Raw genomic sequence first — 16,202 nt, 5'->3', positions numbered from 1 at the left:
GACCCTCATCATTTCTGGCCGAACTCCTCGGGCCAGTGCTTGAGCGCGCTCATCACCGGGTAAGGCGTGAAGCCGCCCAGCGCGCAGAGCGAGCCGAACTTCATCGTCTCGCACAGGTCGGTCAGCAGCTCGACTTCGTCGGCCACGGTGCGGCCACGATCCTTGACCGTGTTGTGCATCTGCGGGGCCAGCTCGATCACGTCGCGCTCGCGGCCACCGGCAGCAATGCGGTCGATGATCTCGACCCCGCGCACCGCACCGATGCGGCAGGGGGTGCACTTGCCGCAGCTCTCCTCGGCGCAGAATTCCATCGCGAAGCGGGCCATGCCCAGCATGTCCGCCGTGTCGTCGAACACGGTGACGCCGGCGTGGCCGATCAGGGCATCAGCCGCGGTGAAGGTTTCGTAGTCGAAGACGATGTCGAACTGGTCAGGGTGGATATAGGCGCCCAGCGGTCCGCCGACCTGCACGGCCTTGACCGGACGGCCGGAAGCCGTGCCGCCGCCGATGTCGTTGACCAGCTCGCCCAATGTCACGCCGAAGCCGACCTCGTAGAGCCCGCCATGCTTGATGTTGCCGGCCAGCTGGATCGGCATGGTGCCGCGCGAACGGCCGAAACCGATATCCTTGTAGGCCTCGGCCCCGCCTTCGGTGAGGATGTGCGGGACAGCGGCGAGGCTCAGCACGTTGTTGACCACGGTGGGCTTGCCAAGGAAGCCTTCGAGCGCGGGCAGCGGCGGCTTGGCGCGTACTTCGCCGCGCTTGCCTTCGAGGCTGTTGAGCAGCGAGGTTTCCTCGCCGCAGACATAGGCGCCCGCACCCACTCGGATTTCCATGACGAAGGGCGCGATGATGTCCGCGCAAAGCTCGACAGCGGCGTTCATCTTGCGGATCGCGTCGGGATATTCGCTGCGCAGGTAGACATAGCCGCGCGTCGCGCCGACCGCCTCGCCCGCGATGGCCATACCTTCGATCAGGGCGAAGGGATCGCCTTCCATCACGGCGCGGTCAGCAAAGGTTCCGCTGTCGCCTTCGTCGGCGTTGCAGACGATATATTTCTGATCAGCTTCGGCCTTGCGGACGGTGTCCCACTTGATGCCGGTTGGGAAGCCAGCACCGCCGCGGCCGCGCAGGCCGGAGGTCTTCACTTCCTCAACAATGGCTCCGGCACCGATTGCACGAGCGCGCTTGAGACCGGCCCAGCCGCCGGTAGCTTCGTAGTCTTCGAGGCTCAGCGGGCGGGTCTTGCCCGCGCGAGCGAAAGTGAAGCGCATCTGGCCGGCAATGAAGGGGTGTGCGGCAATCTCGCCGATGCCCTTGTCGCTGGAGCCATCGAGGATGGCGTCGACATCGGCGAGCGTGGCGGGGCCGAAACCCTTGCCGTCCACTTCCACCAGCGGTTCGAGCCAGTGCATGCCCCAGCTCGAGACGCGATGCACTTCGCAGCCCTTCTTCTCGAAGGCGGCAGCCAGCTTGTCGGCTCCCGCCGCGCGTGCCAGTGCATCATCGGAAATCTTGACAATAGTCATGCGTTTTCAACCAGTTTCGTAATTCCGTCAGCATCGAGCCGAATATGCAGGTCGTCACCCGTGCGCGCAGACGGGCCCGCGCTGCACAGCCCGAGGCAATAGACTGTCTCGATCTTGACCCGCTCCCCGGCAGCCTTGGTGGCGGCATCGATAATCCGTTCGACACCGCGCGCCTTGCAGGCCTCGGCGCGGCAGACCTGCACCACGGGGCGCGGATCGGCTTCGCTCTTGTAGTCATGGTAGAAGCTGACGACGCCGTGCACGTCGGCGCGGCTGATGTTCAGCCCGTGCGCGATCATGGCTTCGCTCTCCGAATCGACGCAGCCGAACTCGGCCTGCACGTCGTTCAGGATCGGTAGCAGGGGGCCTTCCTGGCCATGGTGGCGGGCGATGATATCGCCGATGGTTTCGCTCTTGTCGCTCATGCTTTCAGCCTCTCTGCGTGCCACGCGATATGGTCCGCAATGAAAGTGGAAACGAAGAAATAGGAATGGTCGTAACCGTCCTGCATGCGGATGGTGGCGTTCATTCCAGCCTCTGCCACTGCCTTCTCAAGCAGGTGCGTCTTCAGCTGTTCTTCGAGGAAATTGTCAGCCGCGCCCTGGTCTACCAGCAGGTCGGACAGGCGGGCGCCGTCTTCGATCAGGGCGCAGGCGTCGTATTCGCGCCATGCCGCCTTGTCCGCGCCGAGATAGCCGGTCAGCGCCTTCTCGCCCCAGGGGCAGTTGAGCGGTGACACGATCGGCGCAAAGGCGCTGGTCGAGCGGAAGCGGCCGGGATTGCGCAACGATACGGTCAGCGCGCCGTGGCCGCCCATCGAGTGGCCGGAAATGCCCTGCCGGTCCATGTCGACGGGGAAGTGCTCTGCCACGATCGCGGGCAGTTCCTGCTCGACATAGTCGCGCATGTGGAAGTGCTTGGCCCACGGATCCTGCGTGGCGTTGACATAGAAGCCCGCGCCTTGGCCGAAATCGTAAGCCTCGTCGTCGGGCACGTCGTCACCGTTCAGGTCCGGGCCGCGTGGGCTGGTGTCGGGGCCGACCAGGATCACGCCCAGGTCCGCGCACGCCTTGTGATAGGCGCACTTGGTCATGGCGTTCTCGTGGGTGCAGGTCAGGCCCGACAGCCACCACAGCACCGGCAGCTTCTCGCCCTCGGCATGATCCGGCACGTAGACGGCAAAGGTCATCGGCGTGCCGGTGGAGCTGCTATCGTGACGATAGACGCCCTGTGTGCCGGTAAAGCATCGTGTTTCGCTGACGGTTTCGAGGGTCATCGTGCTTCCTTCAGTCGGGCCGGTAGAGGGCGCACAGCTTGTGGCCATCCGGATCGCGCAGGTAAGCGAGATAGAGCTTGGTCCCGTTCATGTCGCGCATGCCCGGCGGGTCTTCGATCTCGGTGCCGCCAGCAGCTGCACCCGCGGCGTGCCAGGCATCGGCCTGTTCGGGGCTGTCCATGGCGAAGCCGATGGTGCTGCCGTTCGACACGCAGGCCGGTTCGCCGTCGATGGGTTTGGTGACGAGGAAGATGCCACCGTTGTGCAGGTAGACCAGCCGACCCTTGGGATCGGTGATACCCGGCTTGCCGCCGATGGCGGTGAACACGGCATCATAGAAGGTCTTGGCTTTCTCGAGGTCGTTCGACCCGACCATCATGTGGCTATACATATCGCTTACTCTCCCAGATCGACCCAGAATGCGCAGAGCTTGTTACCCACGGGATCGCGCAGGTAGGCACCTACCATCGGCTTCTCGCCGTAATCCCGCGGACCGGGTGCGCCTTCATCTGTGCCGCCGTTGGCCATGCCCGCTGCGTGCCATGCGTGCACGGCTTCCGCATTGGGTGCGGCGAGGCCAATGGTGCCGCCATTGGCGCAGGTTGCACTCTCGCCGTCGGCGGGCGGGCCGACCATGAACATGCCGGTTCCGTGATCGCCGTACATGGCGTGGATGCCTTCGTGATGCTGGCCCGGGATGCCCAGCGCCGCAAAGGTCGCGTCATAGAACGCGATGGAAGCAGCCGGATCGCTGCTTCCCACCCTTACGTGTGTGAATATCCCGGCCAACGGATCAGCCTTCGGCGTTGGGGCAGAAGACGCAGATCTTGTTGCCGTCCGGATCGCGCAGGTAAGCGCCGTACATCCGGCCGGGCGAGTTCTCGCGAATGCCGGGGGCGCCTTCGTCGCTGCCGCCATTGGCGAGACCGGCAGCATGCCAGGCGTTCACTTCGTCATAGTTCGCAGCCTTGAGGCCCAGCGTCGCACCGTTGGAAACGGTGGCATCCTCGCCATTGGCGGGCTTGCCCACGGCAACGGCTCCGCCTTCGTTGGCATAGACCGTCAGGTGCGGATATTCGCCGGCAGCCGACACGCCGATGGCACCCATGGTTGCGTTGTAGAACTGGCGGGACTTCTCGACATCGTTGGTGCCGAGGAAGACGTGGTTCAGCATGGTTTTCTCTCCTCCACGCGCGCGGGATCGCTCGCCCGCCGCGATTCATTTCATCACATAGCCGAAATTTTCGGTCTTGTGAAAGACTGATTGGCCGGGGAGGGCAGAAAAGTGCCCCCGCCCGGTCAATTCGATGTCAGTAGACCACCACGGAGCGGATGCTTTCGCCCGCATGCATGAGGTCGAAGCCCTTGTTGATCTCTTCCAGCGTCAGCGTGTGGGTGATCATCGGGTCGATCTTGATCTTGCCGTCCATGTACATGTCGACGATCACCGGCACGTCGGTGCGGCCCTTGGCGCCGCCGAAAGCCGTGCCGCGCCAGTTGCGGCCGGTCACCAGCTGGAACGGGCGGGTGGAGATTTCCTTGCCTGCCTCGGCCACGCCGATGATGATCGAGGTGCCCCAGCCACGGTGGCAGCATTCCAGCGCAGTGCGCATGACTTCGGTATTGCCCGTGGCATCGAAGCTGAAGTCGGCCCCGCCGTCGGTGATCTCGACGATCTTGGCGATGGTGTCTTCGCGGCTCATCCCCTTGGTGTTGAGGAAGTGGGTCATGCCGAACTGCTTGCCCCATTCCTCGCGCTCGGGATTGATGTCGATGCCGAGGATGACATTGGCACCAGCCATCTTGGCGCCCTGGATCACGTTGAGGCCGATGCCGCCGAGACCGAACACCACCACGTTGTCGCCCGGCTGGACCTGTGCGGTCTTGGTCACGGCGCCCACGCCGGTGGTGACGCCGCAGCCGATGTAGCAGCTGGTCTTGAACGGCGCGTCTTCGCGGATCTTGGCCACGGCGATCTCGGGCAGCACGGTGAAGTTCGAGAAGGTCGAACAGCCCATGTAGTGGTAGATCGTCTGGCCCTTGTAGGAGAAGCGGCTGGTGCCGTCCGGCATCAGGCCCTTGCCCTGCGTGGCGCGGATCGCGGTGCACAGGTTGGACTTGCCCGAGAGGCAGGTTTTGCACTTGCCGCATTCGGGCGTGTAGAGCGGGATAACGTGGTCACCCGGCTTCACGCTGGTGACGCCCGCGCCGACTTCGCGCACCACGCCTGCACCCTCGTGGCCCAGCACCGAAGGGAAGATCCCCTCGCTGTCGAGTCCGTCGAGGGTATAGGCGTCGGTGTGGCAGATGCCCGTGGCCATGATCTCCACCAGCACCTCGCCAGCCTTCGGGCCCTCGAGGTCCAGCTCGACAATCTCGAGCGGTTGCTTGGCTTCGAAGGCTACGGCGGCGCGGGTTTTCATTCTGGATTACTCCTCAATTCTCTTTGTCGGTCTTAAAGATCAGGTCGTCGCCTTCGCGTTCCGGAAGCATCAGGAACAGCAGCAGCGAGATTACCGAACCCATGGCCATAATGGCGGACACCACCAGCAGTTCGTCGTTGCCCAGCCATGCGAACAGCGCACCGGCTATCAGCGGACTCCCCGCCGCGCCAAGGCGGCCGATGCCCAGCACGAAGCCGGTGCCGGTGGCACGGGCATAGGCCGGGAAGCCTCGGGCGAAGGCGGCGTAGTAGCCACTGATTGCGGCATTGGTGAAGAAGCCGGTCAGGATCGTCGCCCATTGCCAGCCGTCCAGCGTTTCCCTGCCGGTGCCGAAGCTGACCACGGCAGCCGAGCCGATCAGCAGCATCAGCGCGGTCGGCCACCTGATGCCAAGTCGTGCCATGACGAAGCCGAACAGCGCAGAGCCGGCGAAACCGCCGACATTGGCCCAGGTCAGCACGGTCGCGGCGTCCGACGGGGCATAGCCCGGCGGGTAGTCAGCCACGATCTGCACGGCGAACTTCAGGATGTAGTAGAAGGTGATCGTGTGGAAGGCGTAGCCGAAGGCCAACAGCAGCGTAACCGGACGCAGCTGGCGGTTCGACAGGATGTCCGTCACCTTGGGCTTGGATGCAGCGTCCGCAACCGGCGGAAGCGATTCGATGGCGGGCTTGCCAAAAGCGGCGAGCGTCTTGTTCACGCCCGCGAGGTTGCCCTTGCTGGCATGGTAGGGTGCCGTTTCCGGCACGACCAGGAACACCACCGGGATCAGGGCGGCGGTGACGATCGCGCCAAAGTCGAACACACCGCGCCAGCCATAGGCTTCCAGCAGCCATTCAGAAGCGGCAACGCCGCCAATGATCGCGCCAAGCGGGTAGCCTGCCACGTAAACCGCGATGGCTGCCTTGCGCCACTTGCTGTTGGTGCATTCTGCCGTCACGGCGTTGGTAGCGGCGAGCATGCCGCCGATGCCGATGCCGGTGATGAAGCGATAGACGAACATGTCACCCACGCCATTGGCGTGGCCTGCCAACCACATGCCGGCTGCCATCAGGACGAGGCAGGCGAGCATGGTGTTCTTGCGGCCGAACTTGTCGGCGGCCCCGCCGAGCAGCACCGAGCCGAAGCCCATGCCCACCAGCTCTGCCGAAAGCACGATGCCCAGCTCACTGCGGGGAATGCCCCAGTCAGCAGTGATACCCGGCGCGGCAAAGGCGCTGGAGAGGACATCGAAACCGTCAAGTGCGTTGAGCAGCACCATGAGGACAACCACCATCCATTGGCGGACCCCCATGGGCGTTTCGTTGATGACATTGATGGGGTTGGTGCCCCCGCCTACTGGTGCGGCCATATTGACTTTGTCCTCTTCCCTGGAAGGCCCCTATTCGTGGATTCGCGCGAGCATTTCCACCAGTTTTTCCGATTCTTCGGGTGTGAACCGGCTTTTCAACCACTTCTCGTGTTCGGCAATGCAGGTCTTGGCCTGTACCAGCGCCGCCTCGCCTGCCTCGGTGAGGTGCAGCGCCTGCTTGCGGCCATCGCTGTCGGAGCGCTCGCGGCGGAGGTATCCGCGCGACTGCAGGCGGTTGACAATGGTCATGGTAGTGGCCCGGTCCATGCGCAGCCGGGTGCCCACTTCGATTTGCGCCAGCCCGGGGACGTCGCCCACCAGCCAGAGCACGCTGACCTGCTTCTGCGTCAGGTCCAGTTCGGCAAAGGTCTCGGTAAAATGGCGGTAGACTGCGCCGTGGGCCAGGCGCAGGTGGAACCCGACGATCCCGTCGAGCTCGCCGAATTCCGGCGCCTCCGTTGAAGAACCCTTGTCCTGAATCAATGCGGCATTCGCCAATGTTCTATTTTCCTCTGCCTTGCCGAGATTGTTAGTAGAGCATACAATTATCCGCAAGGAGAGGACTTACGATGGCAAAATTCCCCGACACGCCGAGTTTCACCGGTTTCAACACCCCCAGCCGGGTCGAGGCGGATATTGAAGACCTCGCCTACGAGGGAGAGATCCCCAGGGAAATCGACGGAGCCTTCTTCCGCGTCCAGCCCGATCCGCAGTTCCCGCCTATGCTGGGCGATTCGATTGCCTTTGACGGCGACGGCATGATCAGCCGCTTCCACATCCATGACGGGCAGGTGGACTTCAAGCAGCGCTGGGCCAAGACCGACCGCTGGCAGATGGAACACGAAGCCGGCAAGGCATTGTGGGGCCACTATCGCAACCCGCTGACCGACGATCCCGTGACCAAGGGAACCTACCGCGCCACCGGCAATACCAATGCCTGGGTCTTCGCGGGCAAGCTGTGGGCGATGAAGGAAGACAGTCCGGCGCTGGTGATGGACCCCGTCACCATGGAGCGCGAGCAGGTGGAGACCTGGGACGGCGCGATGAAGAGCGAGACCTTCACTGCCCACCCCAAGATCGACCCCAAGACCGGCAACATGGTGTCGCTGTGCTACGCAGCCTCGGGCATTTGCAGCGACGACTGCGCCCTCGTGGAAATCAGCCCCGACAACGAGCTGGTGCGCGAGGTGTGGTTCAAGACCCCTTACTATTGCATGATGCACGACTTCGCGATCACCGACGATTACCTGGTGCTGCACGTCGTACCGTCGGTCGGCAGCTGGGAACGGTTGGAGAAGGGCCTGCCGCACTTCGGCTTTGACACCACCAAGCCGGTCTACCTCGGCATCATCCCGCGCCGTGACGACCTGAAGGCAGAGGACATCCGCTGGTTCAAGCGCGACAACTGCTTTGCCAGCCACGTGGTCAACGCCTGGCAGGAAGGCACCAAGATCCACTTCGTGGTCCCCGAAGCGAAGAACAACATGTTCCCCTTCTTCCCTGACGTGCACGGCGCGCCGTTCAACGGGGCCGAGGCGATGAGCAAGCTCACCCGCTGGACCGTCGACCTGTCGAGCAACACCGACAAGTTCGATTCGATCACCCCGCTGACCGAAACCGCCAGCGAGTTCCCGCGGATCGACGACCGCTTCACCGGCCTCAAGAACCAGTACACCTGGGGCCTGGAGATGGACATGTCGCGCCCCTGCGAACTGAAGGGCGGCAGCGCCGGCGGGTTCCTGATGAACTGCCTGTTCCTCAAGAACCTCGAAGACGGCAGCGAGCAGCACTGGTGGTGCGGCCCGGTCTCGAGCTTGCAGGAACCCTGCTTCATCCCGCGCACGCCGGACGCCCCCGAAGGCGACGGCTGGATCGTGATGCTGTGCAACCGGCTGGAGAACCGCAACACCGACCTGCTGATCTTCGACGCGCTCGATATCGAGAAGGGCCCGGTGGCAACCGTCCACGTGCCGATCCGCCTGCGCTTCGGCCTGCACGGCAACTTCGCGCGCAGCGAGGACATCGGGCTGAAAGTGGCGGAGCCGGCATGATGCGCGCTCTTGCTGGCGCAGCGGCAGCGGCCCTGCTGGCTGCTGCACCGGCACAGGCGCAATCGGCAGACGAGTCATGGCGGCAATGGGACGTGGCTCCTGCGTGCCGCGACCTTGCCCCGCTCGATCCCGCGCCGACCGGGCCGGCACTGGCCTTTCGCGAGCCCTCGCCCGCGACGATCTCCATGCGGCGGCACCTGCTCGATCCGGAGGTGAACAGCTTCACCTTCCGCGAAGCGAGCGAGGTCTGGGCCAATCGCCAGGTTGCCCGATCCGGCAACCCGCGCCCCTGGCAGGTGGCCGAGGGGTTCGAAATGCCCGATGGCTACCAGGACTTTGCGCAGTCGACCTACACCGACGCCATGCTGGTGCTGCGCGACGGGCAGATCGTGTTCGAGGACTACCGCAACCGTTTCAGCGCGGACGAGCGGCACATCGGCTTCTCGATGTCGAAGACGATCATTGCCATGCTCGTCGGACAGGCGCTGGCACGCGGCGAGATTGACTCGCTCGACCAGGCAGCGGTGATCTACTGGCCTGCGCTGCGCGGAGGCGGATATGACGGGGTGACAATCCGGCAGCTGCTACAGATGCGCAGCGGCGCGGACATCGTGGAACGCTATGACTTCGGGGACAATCCCAGCCTCGCGGCCTGCATCCACGAAACGGCCATCGTACTCAATCGCGCGCGCTTCGCCGACTTCGGCATTGCCGTGGGGCGCCGCGAGGCGCCGGGGACCAGTTTCAACTATGCCACGCTGGATACGGCCGTGCTGGGCCGCGTGCTGGAGAATGCCACCGGCACTCCGCTGGCGCAGCTGACGACCGAACGCCTGTGGCAACCGCTAGGATCGGAAAGCAATGCCTTCTGGCTGGCAGACGGGCCGCCCGGCGCGGGACGTTCGCTTGCAGGCATGGGCTTCAACGCCACGCTGCGCGATTTCGCGCGGCTGGGGCAGTTGCTGCTTGACCAGGGCGTCGTTGGCGATCGCCGTGTGCTGCCCGATGGCTGGGTCACCGAGATGACCACCATGCTGCCGCTGGATCCCGCCAGCCCGATGCCGGGTTATGGCTACCAGACCTGGCAGCTGGGCAACGAGCCGGGTGCCTTTGCAGCCGTCGGCCTGGCCGGACAGTTCATCTACGTCCATCCCGCCAGCCGGACGGTGATCGTCAAACTCAGCCACTTCCCGCCCGGCGCCGAGCTGGAAGACCAGGTGGCCGACTACTTCGCGCGGATTGCCAATACTCCGATGGATTGATCCCGGCACGGCTTGACGCGCGGCCCGCTTTGCGCCGAACAGTCCTGCCCGAAGAGGAGAGGCACATTGATCCAACCAGGACTGGAATTTGTTTACGAGGCGAGTGGCGAGCTCGAAGAGCCGCGCCAGATTGGCGAGACCCATGACGGCACGCGCCGGATCATCCCGATCATCGCCGGCGGCTCTGTGAAGGGGCCGAAGATCTCAGGCAAGCTGATGGGCAATTCTGCCGACTGGCAGCTGACCCGGCACGACGGGGTGACCGTGGCCGATGCCATCTACGCCATCGAGACCGATGACGGCGCACTGATCCAGATCCGCAACAGGGGCCTGCGCCACGGTCCGGTCGAGGTCATGCGGCGGCTGGTCGCGGGCGAGGACGTCGATCCGTCCGAATACTATTTCCGCACCGTGCCCGAATTCATCGCGCCCGATGGCCCTTACGAGTGGCTGAACAAGTCGATCTTCATCTGCAGCGGGGCGCGCTATGCCAATTCGATCAAGCTGTGGGTGTGGCGGGTGACCTGATCGCCTGCACCGCATGACGGCGCAGCACACAGGAAAGGCGCGGCGGGTTTGGTCCAGCCGCGCCTTTCCTGTGTGCCCCCTCAGCCCGAAGCCCGGCGCTGATCGCCTCCGCACAAATGAATGGGGGCGACCTTTCGGCCGCCCCCAAGCTCCCCAGTTCGGAGGAGGTTCCTTATGACCGTTAGGTCTTACCAGGTGACCTGGAAGCCGGCGCGGGCGCCAACTTCACCTTCGCTGAAGCCGATGCCGAAGCCACCGGTGAACTGCGCGTTGTCACTGATGCGGGCGGCGAAGCTGGCCGAACCCGCGACACGGTCGTTGTAGTAACCGAAGCCACCCGACACGCCGAAGCTGTCGGTCGGCATCAGGACCGGCGATTCCATCGACAGCGCCATGGCCACACCTTCGTTCGCCTCACGAACGCCGCGGGCGTTCTGTGCGGTGAGATCGAAGAGGGTAGCCGTCTGACCCTGCAGGACACCGATCGCTGCCGCGTTGGCTGCGATGTTACCGGAGTTGGCGGCGATGAGGCCGGAGTTGACCGCAATCGCTGCCGTGTTGGAGGCGATGTCGGCGCGGACGCTCGGATCGACACCCACGACACCGTTGGCGTCGACGGTCATCACTTCGCCGGCATCGATCTGCGCAGCGGTGCTGGCAGCGATGTCGCCGATGCGGACCGCGCTACCCGTGCCGCCGAGGGCGACCTGGTTGGCGGCGGTGCTGGTGGCACCGAAGCCGATGGCGGTCGATCCGTCGAAGGCTGCCGTGGCGCTCTGACCGATGGCGGTCGACTGCAGGGCCGAGGCAGTTGCCTGGCGACCCACTGCGGTCGACTGGTTGCCCGAGGCATTGGCCTGCCAGCCGAGGCCGGTAGCACCGACACCGTTGGCGAGGGCTTCACCACCGAGGGCCGTCGAGTGGAATGCGGCCTGGGCCGATTCACCGATGGCCACGGCGTCCTCGTCAGTGGCCTGGGCGTTGAAGCCCAGAGCCAGCGACTGGGCGCCGGTTGCACTTGAACCCTGGCCGTAGGCGCTCGACTGGAAGCCGCTGGCCGAAGCCTGGCGACCCGTGGCGGTCGACTGGCCACCGGTGGCAGATGCCTGCCAGCCGAGGGCCGTGTCGCCAGCGCCGGTTGCCTGCGATTCAGCACCGACCGAAGTCGAATGGAAACCGCTGGCCACTGCCGTCTGGCCGAGAGCCACTGCGTCCTCGTCGCTGGCCACCGCACCATTACCCATGGCGACAGCGTCGAGGCCGGAGGCGGCACTCAGGTTGCCCACTGCGATTGAGGTCACGCCAGAGGCGCTGGCGCCGGTACCCGATGCAATGCTGTTGTCAGCCGTGGCGACCGCCCCGAGACCAGAGGCACTGCTGCCGATGCCGGCAGCAAAGGAACCCGCCCCGGTTGCAATGGCGCCCTCACCCGTTGCAGAGGCCTGAAAGCCACTAGCAATCGACGCGTCACCGCTGGCATTTGCAAGCGGACCAGTCGCAGTGGAGGCAAACCCACTGGCCGACGAGCCCACACCAATAGCCGACGAACCCACACCCGAGGCGCTGGCACCAGCACCCACTGCCGTGGCGACAAGTTCCGTGGCCGAAGCATTGTCACCGACAGCCGTTGAACTCTCTCCGCTGGCAAGCGAGAAGTTGCCGGTAGCCGTCGAAGCGAAGCCGGAAGCAATGGCCTCGTTACCGAGGGCAGTCGAACCAAAGGACGACGACGTGGTGTTGTCACCAAGTGCGACCGAGCCAAGTCCCGTTGCTTCACTCGACTGGCCAATCGCGATCGAGAAGCCGCCGGAAGCAAGCGACGTGTTGCCCATGGCAATGTCGTTCTCTCCGGTAGCCTGGGCGTTGATGCCCGAAGCGACCGAGTTGGCGCCGCTGGCTACCGCCAGCGAGCCGAAGGCACTGCTACCTTCGCCAGAGGCCTGCGTGTTCTGACCGAAGGCGCTGGAGTTGGTGCCGGACGCATTGGCCGTTTCACCCACAGCAGTGGACTGATTGCCAGTGGCCTGAGCGTTCTGGCCAACCGCGGTGGAATCGGCGCCGGTGGCATCCGAGTTTTCACCCAGCGAGGTGCTGTCGTCGCCCGAAGCGTTGGCAGCGATACCGAAGGCTGCGGAGTTGGCACCCGTGGCAGAAGAGCTGCCGCCGACTGCGGTCGAGCCGCTGGCTACCGCGCCGCGGCCGATAGCGACTGCATCGGTGTTGGTGGCCTGGGCGTTGCCGCCGATGGCGACCGCACCGTCCTGCGAGGCGTTGGCGAGATCACCGATGGCCACCGACTGTACACCAGCGGCATTTGCACTGGTGCCACCGGCAAACGAATTCTGCCCGGTCGCTTGCGAGCCGGTGCCAACTGCGGTCGAACCATCACCGGTTGCAGCCGCTCCAATGCCGTTGGCGGTCGAGTTGATGCCCGATGCTGTTGTGAATGAGCCGGTAGCCGTCGCACCGTCACCTGAAGCATTGGAAACGGCGCCCACCGAGACCGATGCAAAACCGCCGGCATTGGCGAAGGTGCCCAATGCGGAAGATCCATCGCCGCTGGCAATCGAGCTGTCGCCGAGTGCCTGCGCCTGTTGGCCGCTTGCCAGTGCGTTGATACCCAGTGCCGAGGAAAAATCACCGGTTGCCTGGGCATTTACGCCGATCGCATTCGTCGCAAGTCCGGTTGCCTGAGCGGATATGCCAGTAGCAGTGGAGAAATCGCCAGTTGCCTGGGCACCTGAACCGGTTGCAGTGCTGCCGAAACCGGAAGCGGTAGAATCTGAACCAATCGCGGTGGACTCATCGCCTGAAGCGGCGGCTCCTTCACCGAAGGCCGAGGATTCCTCGCCCGTTGCGACTGAACCCGCACCTGTCGCGGTAGACGAAGTACCCTGCGCTAGGGCGAGGTTGCCGATCGCCACAGCGTCTTCCGCCTGCGAGCGGGCCTCTGTGCCGATGGCAAGGCTGTTGTCGCTGGTGGCGGAAGCAAGCTGGCCGATCGCAGTCGAAGCGGTCCCGCCGCCGTCGGCATTGTCGCCGATGGCGATAGAGGAATCTCCATTTGCGCGACCGGTACCAACCGAGATCGAGTCGTCGCCGGTCGCATCCGCGCCGAAGCCGATTGCCGTTGAACGATCGCCGGTTGCTGCCGACGAGTCACCGTATGCTGAGGCGCTCACGCCATTGGCAGTCGAATCGAAGCCGACTGCGGTGCTGCCCTCAGTCAGCGCCTGCGAGCTGTTGCCGATCGAAACCGAGTTGTCGCCGCGGGCATTCGATTCGGTGCCAACAGCGGCCGAGCCGTCGCCCGATGCAGTCGCCAAGTAGCCGCTTGCGGTTGATGCTGTGCCCGAAGCCAGCGAGTCAGCGCCGATGGCCGTGGATTCGGTGCCCGATGCAATGGCATCCGTACCGATTGCGGTCGCGCGGTTGGCAGTCGCTTCCGAGCTCTGGCCGACGGCCGTGCTGCGCGCGCCGGTTGCTTCGGCGAGGCGGCCTACTGCCGTCGAGACCGAGCCGCTGGCCTCCGAAGCCGAGCCGACTGCGGTTGAACCGTTGCCCGAAGCCTCTGAGTCGTAGCCGGTTGCCGTCGAGGCGACACCCGATGCTTCCGCGTTGGTTCCGCAAGCCAGCGAGTTTGCGCCGCTACCGCTAGCACCGCCGGTGGTGTCCGGGGTGGCGGTGGTGCCGAAGTTGTTGTTGCTTTCGTCGGCATCAAGCGCGCTGACGACATTGCCTTCGTTGGAATAGGTCGCGCCCGAGCCAAAGCCGGCGACGACGTCGCCCGTGCCATTGTCGAGCAGGCACTCTTCTGCAGCGGCTGTGCTCGGCGTGGTGCCGACCATGGCGACAGTTGCAATTGCGAGACCCGAGGCGCCGAGCGCCATGGTGGTCATCTTGCCGAAAGTCTTCGGCGCTGTTTTCGAACTGGGCATTGTAAAGATTCCTCCTGTTTACCGAAACGAGCTTGAGCCCGAGGGATCGACAAAAAAGGAGAGACTGACCCTGGCAGTCATGAATGCCCCCCTGATGTGTGTCGCAACCCCCCGATTGCGGCAAAAGCCCGTTTCCGGACTCCGCGTATGTTAAGGATATTTCTGAATTTCGCACGTCCAAAATGCAAAAAATTAACGATTTGTGCCTGAATGGGGCGGTTTGGATGGATAAATTGTGCGGTAAATGCCGCGACAAGGTTCGTTAAGACGAACTCAACGGGCCTAGGCGATGCGCAAGTCCAACAGAGTCGGCTCTGGCGACTCGAAGCTCCAGCGCAAGGCGTCATCAAGATTGTCGACCGAGTCCACTTTGCGACCTGCAATTGCTTGACCCTCTGCCAACTGGACGAAGTCGAGACCTCTCAGGTCACAGCCAGGCACGCTATTCATCCCGAACTCGCCGGAAAATCCCATAAGTGCGGCATATGCAGCGTTGTTCATGATGATGACGCTCACCGGCAGGCCTTGCTGGTGCGCCGTGAACAGTCCCTGGATCGTGTACATGGCAGCGCCGTCACCGAGGATCGCGATCACCTTGTCGTCCTGGCCCATGCAGACGCCCAGCGCACCCGGCAGCGAATAGCCGAGGCCGCCGCTGGCGCAGGAATAGAAGCCGCCCTCGCGAACGATCGGCAGGGTCTGGTGCTCGGGCCCGCGCGCTGTCGGGGCCTCTTCGACGATCACGGCCTTGTCAGGGCGCAGCGCGGCGATGCGGCTGAGCACGTAGGCTGCCGTCATTTGCGGTTCGGGCGTGATCAACTGGTGGCGGGGTCCGGTGTAGTCGCGCGCCCTGGCGCGTTCGGCGAGCTTCGTAAGGGCGGCTGCCGGATCCCCCAGCACGCCGCCGCCGCCGGGCAGGTTGGCGAGGTGCTGCGGATCATCGCTCAGGGCCATCAGCCTGGCATGGGCAGGCCAGTGCGGGCCGCTGCCTTCGACGTGGTAGGTGAACACCGGCGCCCCGGCGACAAGGATGGCGTCAAACGGATCGAGCGCATCGCGGATCTGGTCGCGCCAGGCGTTGAGGAAGCCCGCGAATTGCGGGTGATCTTCGGGGAAGGTCTCGCGCGCGGCGTAGGGCGCGGCGAAAACAGCGCAGCCAGCCTTCTCGGCCAGCGCGATGGCAGCATCCCAGCCGCCGGCATTGGCGACCCCGGTGCCCACCACCAGCGCCGGATTGCTGGCACTGTCGAGCAGTTCCGCCAGGCGGTCGATACCCTTGTCCGAGGGCACTGTGATCGCGTCGATATCCGGCAGCCCCGGCATCTCGCAGTCGCGCTCCCAGTCGTCGACGGGGATGGAGACGAAGACCGGGCCCATCGGCGGGGTCAGGGCAATTGCGAAGGCGCGCGCCAAAGCCAGCGGCACGTCCTCGGCGCGGGCGGGTTCGACCGAATACTTGACGTAAGGCCGCGGGAACTCGCTCGGCCGTTCGGCATAGAGGAAGGGATCGTAAGGCAGGATCGAGCGCGCCTGCTGGCCCGCCGTCACCACCACGGGCGCATTGTTCTTCCACGCGGTGAACAGGTTGCCCAGCGAATGCCCGGTGCCCGCGGCACTGTGCAGGTTGACCAGTGCCGGCTTGCCGGACGAACGCGCATAGCCGTCTGCCATGCCGACAACGACGGCCTCGTTGAGACCCATCACATAAGGGAAGGGCATGCCCTTGAGCATGGGCAGCTCGGTGCTGCCGGGATTGCCGAACAACCGGTCGACCCCGAAATGTTCGAATACGGCGAAGGCGGCGTCACTAACATTAGGCATTG

General features: G+C 64.5%; 14 protein-coding genes. 3 read left to right on the top strand and 11 right to left on the bottom strand.

The annotated features are described in order from the left end of the window. Positions 1–8: 8 nt before the first annotated feature. The 9 genes from AAEO60_RS12640 to AAEO60_RS12600 all read right to left on the bottom strand — a co-directional run bounded on the left by AAEO60_RS12640 (position 9) and on the right by AAEO60_RS12600 (position 7,083). Positions 9–1,529 carry an NADH-ubiquinone oxidoreductase-F iron-sulfur binding region domain-containing protein gene (locus tag AAEO60_RS12640; RefSeq protein WP_341674067.1) on the bottom strand — a complete coding sequence of 507 codons (1,521 nt, stop codon included), beginning with the start codon at positions 1,527–1,529 and terminating at the stop codon, positions 9–11. Next, complete coding sequence (locus AAEO60_RS12635) at positions 1,526–1,954, bottom strand: NAD(P)H-dependent oxidoreductase subunit E (RefSeq protein ID WP_341674066.1); 429 nt, start codon at positions 1,952–1,954, stop codon at positions 1,526–1,528. Before AAEO60_RS12635 ends, AAEO60_RS12640 begins: the two co-directional genes overlap by 4 nt. After that, the gene (gene fghA / locus AAEO60_RS12630; RefSeq protein ID WP_341674065.1) at positions 1,951–2,805 is read right to left on the bottom strand and encodes an S-formylglutathione hydrolase; all 855 of its coding nucleotides are present in this window, start codon (positions 2,803–2,805) and stop codon (positions 1,951–1,953) included. The genes AAEO60_RS12635 and fghA overlap by 4 nt, the downstream gene beginning before the upstream one ends. A 10-nt stretch (positions 2,806–2,815) precedes the next feature. Further along, positions 2,816–3,196 carry a VOC family protein gene (locus AAEO60_RS12625; RefSeq protein ID WP_341674064.1) on the bottom strand — a complete coding sequence of 127 codons (381 nt, stop codon included), beginning with the start codon at positions 3,194–3,196 and terminating at the stop codon, positions 2,816–2,818. Positions 3,197–3,201: 5 nt separating this feature from the next. Then, the gene (locus AAEO60_RS12620) at positions 3,202–3,594 is read right to left on the bottom strand and encodes a VOC family protein (protein WP_341674063.1); all 393 of its coding nucleotides are present in this window, start codon (positions 3,592–3,594) and stop codon (positions 3,202–3,204) included. Positions 3,595–3,598: 4 nt separating this feature from the next. Continuing rightward, complete coding sequence (locus AAEO60_RS12615; RefSeq protein ID WP_341674062.1) at positions 3,599–3,979, bottom strand: VOC family protein; 381 nt, start codon at positions 3,977–3,979, stop codon at positions 3,599–3,601. 136 nt (positions 3,980–4,115) lie between these two features. Further along, positions 4,116–5,228, bottom strand: coding sequence for an S-(hydroxymethyl)glutathione dehydrogenase/class III alcohol dehydrogenase (locus AAEO60_RS12610; protein WP_341674061.1), 1,113 nt, complete (start codon positions 5,226–5,228; stop codon positions 4,116–4,118). A gap of 13 nt (positions 5,229–5,241) precedes the next feature. Further along, the gene (locus AAEO60_RS12605) at positions 5,242–6,600 is read right to left on the bottom strand and encodes an MFS transporter (RefSeq protein WP_341674060.1); all 1,359 of its coding nucleotides are present in this window, start codon (positions 6,598–6,600) and stop codon (positions 5,242–5,244) included. A gap of 30 nt (positions 6,601–6,630) precedes the next feature. Next, positions 6,631–7,083 (bottom strand): Saro_0803 family transcriptional regulator, encoded by a 453-nt coding sequence (locus AAEO60_RS12600; RefSeq protein ID WP_341674059.1) that lies wholly within the window; start codon positions 7,081–7,083, stop codon positions 6,631–6,633. A gap of 86 nt (positions 7,084–7,169) precedes the next feature. On the opposite strand from AAEO60_RS12600, the gene AAEO60_RS12595 reads away from it, so the two are divergent. The 3 genes from AAEO60_RS12595 to AAEO60_RS12585 all read left to right on the top strand — a co-directional run bounded on the left by AAEO60_RS12595 (position 7,170) and on the right by AAEO60_RS12585 (position 10,441). Beyond that, complete coding sequence (locus AAEO60_RS12595) at positions 7,170–8,651, top strand: lignostilbene-alpha,beta-dioxygenase (RefSeq protein WP_341674058.1); 1,482 nt, start codon at positions 7,170–7,172, stop codon at positions 8,649–8,651. Next, on the top strand, positions 8,648–9,913 hold the full coding sequence (locus AAEO60_RS12590) for a serine hydrolase domain-containing protein (RefSeq protein ID WP_341674057.1): 1,266 nt from the start codon (positions 8,648–8,650) through the stop codon (positions 9,911–9,913). The genes AAEO60_RS12595 and AAEO60_RS12590 overlap by 4 nt, the downstream gene beginning before the upstream one ends. Positions 9,914–9,979: 66 nt before the next feature. Then, positions 9,980–10,441, top strand: coding sequence for a DUF3237 domain-containing protein (locus tag AAEO60_RS12585; RefSeq protein ID WP_341674056.1), 462 nt, complete (start codon positions 9,980–9,982; stop codon positions 10,439–10,441). 188 nt (positions 10,442–10,629) lie between these two features. On the opposite strand, the gene AAEO60_RS12580 is transcribed toward AAEO60_RS12585, so the two are convergent. Both AAEO60_RS12580 and mdlC read right to left on the bottom strand, forming a co-directional pair. After that, entirely contained in the window at positions 10,630–14,379 is a 3,750-nt protein-coding gene (locus AAEO60_RS12580; protein WP_341674055.1) for a beta strand repeat-containing protein, read from the bottom strand. A 282-nt stretch (positions 14,380–14,661) separates the two neighbouring features. Next, on the bottom strand, positions 14,662–16,200 hold the full coding sequence (gene mdlC / locus AAEO60_RS12575; RefSeq protein WP_341674054.1) for a benzoylformate decarboxylase: 1,539 nt from the start codon (positions 16,198–16,200) through the stop codon (positions 14,662–14,664). Between the last annotated feature and the right edge of the window lie 2 nt (positions 16,201–16,202).

Source organism: Aurantiacibacter gilvus, assembly GCF_038289935.1.
Taxonomy (GTDB): Bacteria; Pseudomonadota; Alphaproteobacteria; order Sphingomonadales; family Sphingomonadaceae; genus Alteraurantiacibacter; species Alteraurantiacibacter gilvus.
This window is presented reverse-complemented; position numbering and strand designations above follow the sequence as displayed.

Bases quoted from the DNA above. Each gene is read 5' to 3' on its own strand.
- AAEO60_RS12640 (WP_341674067.1), bottom strand. From the start codon at position 1,529: ATGACTATTGTCAAGATTTCCGATGATGCACTGGCACGCGCGGCGGGA.
- AAEO60_RS12635 (WP_341674066.1), bottom strand. From the start codon at position 1,954: ATGAGCGACAAGAGCGAAACCATCGGCGATATCATCGCCCGCCACCAT.
- fghA (WP_341674065.1), bottom strand. From the start codon at position 2,805: ATGACCCTCGAAACCGTCAGCGAAACACGATGCTTTACCGGCACACAG.
- AAEO60_RS12625 (WP_341674064.1), bottom strand. From the start codon at position 3,196: ATGTATAGCCACATGATGGTCGGGTCGAACGACCTCGAGAAAGCCAAG.
- AAEO60_RS12615 (WP_341674062.1), bottom strand. From the start codon at position 3,979: ATGCTGAACCACGTCTTCCTCGGCACCAACGATGTCGAGAAGTCCCGC.
- AAEO60_RS12610 (WP_341674061.1), bottom strand. From the start codon at position 5,228: ATGAAAACCCGCGCCGCCGTAGCCTTCGAAGCCAAGCAACCGCTCGAG.
- AAEO60_RS12605 (WP_341674060.1), bottom strand. From the start codon at position 6,600: ATGGCCGCACCAGTAGGCGGGGGCACCAACCCCATCAATGTCATCAAC.
- AAEO60_RS12595 (WP_341674058.1), top strand. From the start codon at position 7,170: ATGGCAAAATTCCCCGACACGCCGAGTTTCACCGGTTTCAACACCCCC.
- AAEO60_RS12590 (WP_341674057.1), top strand. From the start codon at position 8,648: ATGATGCGCGCTCTTGCTGGCGCAGCGGCAGCGGCCCTGCTGGCTGCT.
- AAEO60_RS12580 (WP_341674055.1), bottom strand. From the start codon at position 14,379: ATGCCCAGTTCGAAAACAGCGCCGAAGACTTTCGGCAAGATGACCACC.
- mdlC (WP_341674054.1), bottom strand. From the start codon at position 16,200: ATGCCTAATGTTAGTGACGCCGCCTTCGCCGTATTCGAACATTTCGGG.